This window comes from Geobacillus sp. WSUCF1 (assembly GCF_000422025.1).
GTDB classification, from domain to species: Bacteria; Bacillota; Bacilli; order Bacillales; family Anoxybacillaceae; genus Geobacillus; species Geobacillus zalihae.
Genome location: NZ_ATCO01000224.1, coordinates 1 through 4,228 on the forward strand (window position 1 = coordinate 1; position 4,228 = coordinate 4,228).

At 53.5% G+C, this 4,228-nt stretch carries 4 protein-coding genes; all 4 read left to right on the forward strand.

Features of this window, described 5'->3' with window-relative positions:
* Positions 1-259: 259 nt before the first annotated feature.
* On the forward strand, positions 260-1,294 hold the full coding sequence (locus tag I656_RS00790) for an NAD(P)H-dependent glycerol-3-phosphate dehydrogenase (RefSeq protein ID WP_020756800.1): 1,035 nt from the start codon (positions 260-262) through the stop codon (positions 1,292-1,294).
* 181 nt (positions 1,295-1,475) lie between these two features.
* Positions 1,476-1,679: a DUF2768 domain-containing protein gene (locus I656_RS0116935; RefSeq protein ID WP_011231703.1), complete on the forward strand. Its 204-nt coding sequence runs from the start codon at positions 1,476-1,478 to the stop codon at positions 1,677-1,679.
* A 17-nt stretch (positions 1,680-1,696) separates the two neighbouring features.
* Complete coding sequence (locus I656_RS0116940) at positions 1,697-2,419, forward strand: hypothetical protein (protein ID WP_011231702.1); 723 nt, start codon at positions 1,697-1,699, stop codon at positions 2,417-2,419.
* Between the two features lie 156 nt (positions 2,420-2,575).
* Positions 2,576-4,054 (forward strand): stage IV sporulation protein A, encoded by a 1,479-nt coding sequence (spoIVA, locus tag I656_RS00785; RefSeq protein ID WP_011231701.1) that lies wholly within the window; start codon positions 2,576-2,578, stop codon positions 4,052-4,054.
* Positions 4,055-4,228 lie beyond the last annotated feature (174 nt).

Sequence of the window (4,228 nt, forward strand, 5' to 3'; positions counted from 1 at the left end):
GGGGAAGGTTATTTGGCAGAAGAGAGCTAGGCGCCGCAGCTGGACAGAAAGAAAAGCGGAGGCCGCGCGCCCATCAGCGACACGCGCTGCGGGGCCGGCGAAGAGGCTCGAACCAAGGAAAGCTTGGTTCTGCGTGGGTGGTGTCACAGGAGCGTAAGCCATGTGTCGCCGCCGCGAAAGTCGGACGAACAGGAGCGAAGAGGCGGCGCGATTGCTATTTTTCAAGGTTGCGACAATCGGATAAAGGAAGTGGAAAACGATGGAGAACATCGCCGTATTGGGGGCTGGAAGCTGGGGGACGGCGTTGGCGCTCGTGCTGGCTGACAATGGGCACCACGTCCGGCTCTGGGGTCATCGGACCGAGCAGATCAACGAAATCAACGAAAAGCGGACAAATGAAAAATATTTGCCAGGCGTTCGCCTGCCGGACGCCATTATCGGCTATGACGACCTTTGCGCTGCGCTTGACGACGTTGCGATCGTTGTGCTCGCTGTGCCGACGAAAGCGATCCGTACGGTGCTTGCGGACGTGCGCGCCTGCTTGGCCAAGCCGATCACCATTGTTGCCGTCAGCAAAGGAATCGAACCAGGGACGCATAAGCGGGTGTCGGAAATGGTCGCCGAGGAAATGGGGGAATGGCTTGCAGATGTTGTCGTTCTCTCCGGGCCGAGCCATGCCGAGGAAGTTGTGCTCCGCCACCCGACGACCGTGGCGGTATCGTCGCCCAATATGGAAGCGGCGCGCCGCATTCAAGACATCTTTATGAACCATCACTATTTTCGCGTGTATACGAACCCGGATTTAATCGGCGTCGAAGTCGGCGGGGCGCTGAAAAATATCATCGCCTTGGCCGCCGGCATCAGCGACGGGCTTGGCTACGGGGATAACGCCAAAGCGGCCCTCATTACGCGCGGGCTCGCCGAGATTGCCCGCCTCGGCTGCGCCCTCGGCGCCAATCCGTTGACATTCGCTGGTTTGACGGGAGTCGGCGATTTGATTGTCACGTGCACGAGCGCTCATTCCCGCAACTGGCGAGCCGGCTACATGCTTGGCCAAGGAAAAAAGCTGGACGAGGTGCTTGAGAGCATGGGGATGGTCGTCGAAGGGGTGCGAACGACAAAAGCCGCCTATGAGCTGGCGAAAGAGCTTGGTGTGAAGATGCCGATCACCGAAGCTCTCTATGACGTATTGTTTGCGGGAAAAGACCCGAAAGAGGCGGTCGATTCGCTCATGGCGCGCGGAAAAAAAGAAGAAATGGATGACTTAAACAACATTTTTGCCGAACAAGAATGATGAAAATAGGCCAATGGCGGTACAAGTCGTCTTCGTTCTGCATACAATATGGCGAACCATCATCGGCTTGAGCTTCCGGAAGGGTATGAGGGGATGCTGAAGTAAAGAAAGCCCCGCTTTACTTCAGCTTTTTTTTTGCCAATGCTATAATGATAGTTGTCGAAAAAAAGGAGGAGCGTCCATGTCACCGGCGTTAGCGAAAATGTGGATCGCCATCGCCTCGATGGTGTTTATGTTTATTTCCGTCGGCTTCATTTACTTAAGCCGCTACAAAGTCAAGATGAAATGGCTTCGCTTTCTGTTGGCGCTCGTCGCCTACATTCTTTTGATTTTCGCCGGCATCATCATCATTTTCGTCGTATTCAGCGGACCGACACCGCAATAGGCAAAAAGGTGGGAAAGATGAAACGAATCGCTCGCTTGTTGTTGTCATGTATATGTTTGGCGCTGCTTTCCGGCTGCTTGTATCCACAAGAGCGGCTGAAACAAAACCAAATTCCTTACAAAGACCAAGTGGCAGCCGTTCAATCGGCGGTGGATGAGTACCGGAAGGCGACCGGCGGGCTTCTGCCGATTAAAACACGCGACATGAACACGCCGATGTATTTGAAGTATCCAGTCGATTTTCAAAAGCTCGTTCCCCGCTATATGCAGGAGCCGCCGGGAAACGCCTATGAAAGCGGGGGCGTCTTCCAGTATATGATCATCGATGCGGAAACGAACCCGACGGTCAAGCTGCTTGATCTGCGCTTAGCCGAACGCATCCGTGATCTGAAGCTGCGGCTTAGCATGTACACGGACAAGCATAAATATCCGCCGTTTCAAGACGTCGTTGCGCCGGGCGTATTTACGCTCGATTACAAAAAGCTCGGCTATAAAGAGCCGCCTTATGTCGTCAGCCCGTTTTCCGGCAACAACTTGCCGTTTGTCATCGACGGGAATGGAGAAATTTACATTGACTACCGTTCTGATTTGTATGCGGCGTTGAAAAAATATCCGCACCACTACAAGCCGGGTGACGATATTCGCCCGATTTTGACCGACCATTCGCTGTTTGTGCCGGCGTATTCGTTGCCCTATACGATCGACGCCAAGACGAATGAACCGATTTTTTTTACAAAATGAGTCATCTTCCCTTCTCTAGGAAAATACATTCTAGAGAAGGGATTTTTTCTATTTTAGTCATAACCGAATCGGACAACATCATATGCATATAGTGTCCGACTATGCTAGCTCATTCCACTGTTTCTTATAACGACCGAAGGACTGGAGGGGAGTTATTTGGAAAAGGTCGATATTTTTAAAGATATCGCCGAGCGGACCGGCGGCGACATTTATTTAGGGGTCGTCGGCGCCGTCCGCACCGGAAAATCGACGTTTATTAAACGGTTTATGGAGTTGGTCGTGATTCCGAACATTAAAAACGAAGCCGATAAAGCGCGCGCCCAAGATGAACTGCCGCAAAGCGCCGCCGGCAAGACGATCATGACGACAGAACCGAAGTTCGTGCCAAACCAGGCGGTGACGGTGAAAGTGGATGAGGGTCTTGAAGTCAACATCCGTCTTGTCGACTGCGTCGGCTACGCCGTGCCCGGCGCAAAAGGATATGAAGACGAAAACGGGCCGCGGATGATCCACACGCCTTGGTATGAAGAGCCGATCCCGTTCCAAGAGGCGGCGGAAATCGGGACAAGAAAAGTCATCCAAGAACATTCGACGATTGGAGTCGTCATTACGACGGACGGCACGATCGGGGAAATTCCGCGCCAAGACTATGTCGAAGCGGAAGAACGGGTCATTAGCGAGCTCAAAGAAGTCGGCAAGCCGTTCATTATGATCGTCAACACCGTTCGGCCGCACCATCCGGAAACCGAGGCGCTTCGCCGCGAGCTCGCCGAAAAGTACGACATTCCGGTGCTCGCCATGAGCGTGGAAAGCATGCGCGAAGCCGACGTGTATAACGTGCTTCGTGAAGCATTATATGAATTCCCGGTGCTTGAAGTGAACGTCAACTTGCCGAGCTGGGTGATGGTGCTGCGCGAAGATCATTGGCTGCGCGAAAGCTATCAAGAAGCGGTGCGCGACACCGTCAAAGACATCAAACGGCTGCGCGACGTCGACCGGGTTGTGCAGCAGTTTGCCGAGTACGATTTCATCGAAAAAGCGGCGCTTGCCGGCATCGAAATGGGGCAAGGGATCGCCGAAATTGACTTGTATGCACCGGATGAGCTGTACGATCAAATTTTAAAAGAAATCGTCGGCGTCGAGATTCGCGGCAAAGACCATCTGCTTCAGCTCATGCAAGACTTCGCCCATGCGAAAGCGGAATATGACCAAATCGCCGACGCGCTGAAAATGGTCAAACAAACCGGCTACGGCATCGCTGCGCCCGCTTTGTCTGACATGAGTCTTGACGAACCGGAAATCATCCGCCAAGGGTCGCGCTTTGGCGTCCGTTTGAAAGCTGTGGCGCCGTCGATTCATATGATCAAAGTTGACGTCGAATCGGAGTTTGCCCCGATCATTGGCACGGAAAAGCAAAGCGAAGAGCTCGTCCGCTATTTAATGCAAGACTTCGAAGACGATCCGCTGTCGATTTGGAACTCTGACATTTTCGGCCGCTCGCTCAGCTCCATCGTCCGTGAAGGCATCCAAGCGAAACTTGCGCTCATGCCGGAAAACGCCCGCTACAAGCTGAAAGAAACGCTTGAGCGCATCATCAACGAAGGCTCCGGCGGCCTCATCGCGATTATTTTATAGAAAAGCGGAGGCCGCGCGCAAGCTCCCGAGGCAAAATGTTCTCCGCCCGCAGAAGTGCTTGCACTTCGAGGGCGGAGGTTATTTTGCGGAAGGGAGCTAGCGGCCGCAGCTAGACAATAAGAAAAGCGGAGGCGCCGAGATTAGCTCTCGAAGCCAAATGTTCTTCACCCGCAG

What these genes read in the sequence shown, in the direction of transcription:
- I656_RS0116935 (WP_011231703.1), top strand. Translation starts at nt 1,476, where the DNA reads ATGTCACCGGCGTTAGCGAAAATGTGGATCGCCATCGCCTCGATGGTG.
- I656_RS0116940 (WP_011231702.1), top strand. Translation starts at nt 1,697, where the DNA reads ATGAAACGAATCGCTCGCTTGTTGTTGTCATGTATATGTTTGGCGCTG.
- I656_RS00790 (WP_020756800.1), top strand. Translation starts at nt 260, where the DNA reads ATGGAGAACATCGCCGTATTGGGGGCTGGAAGCTGGGGGACGGCGTTG.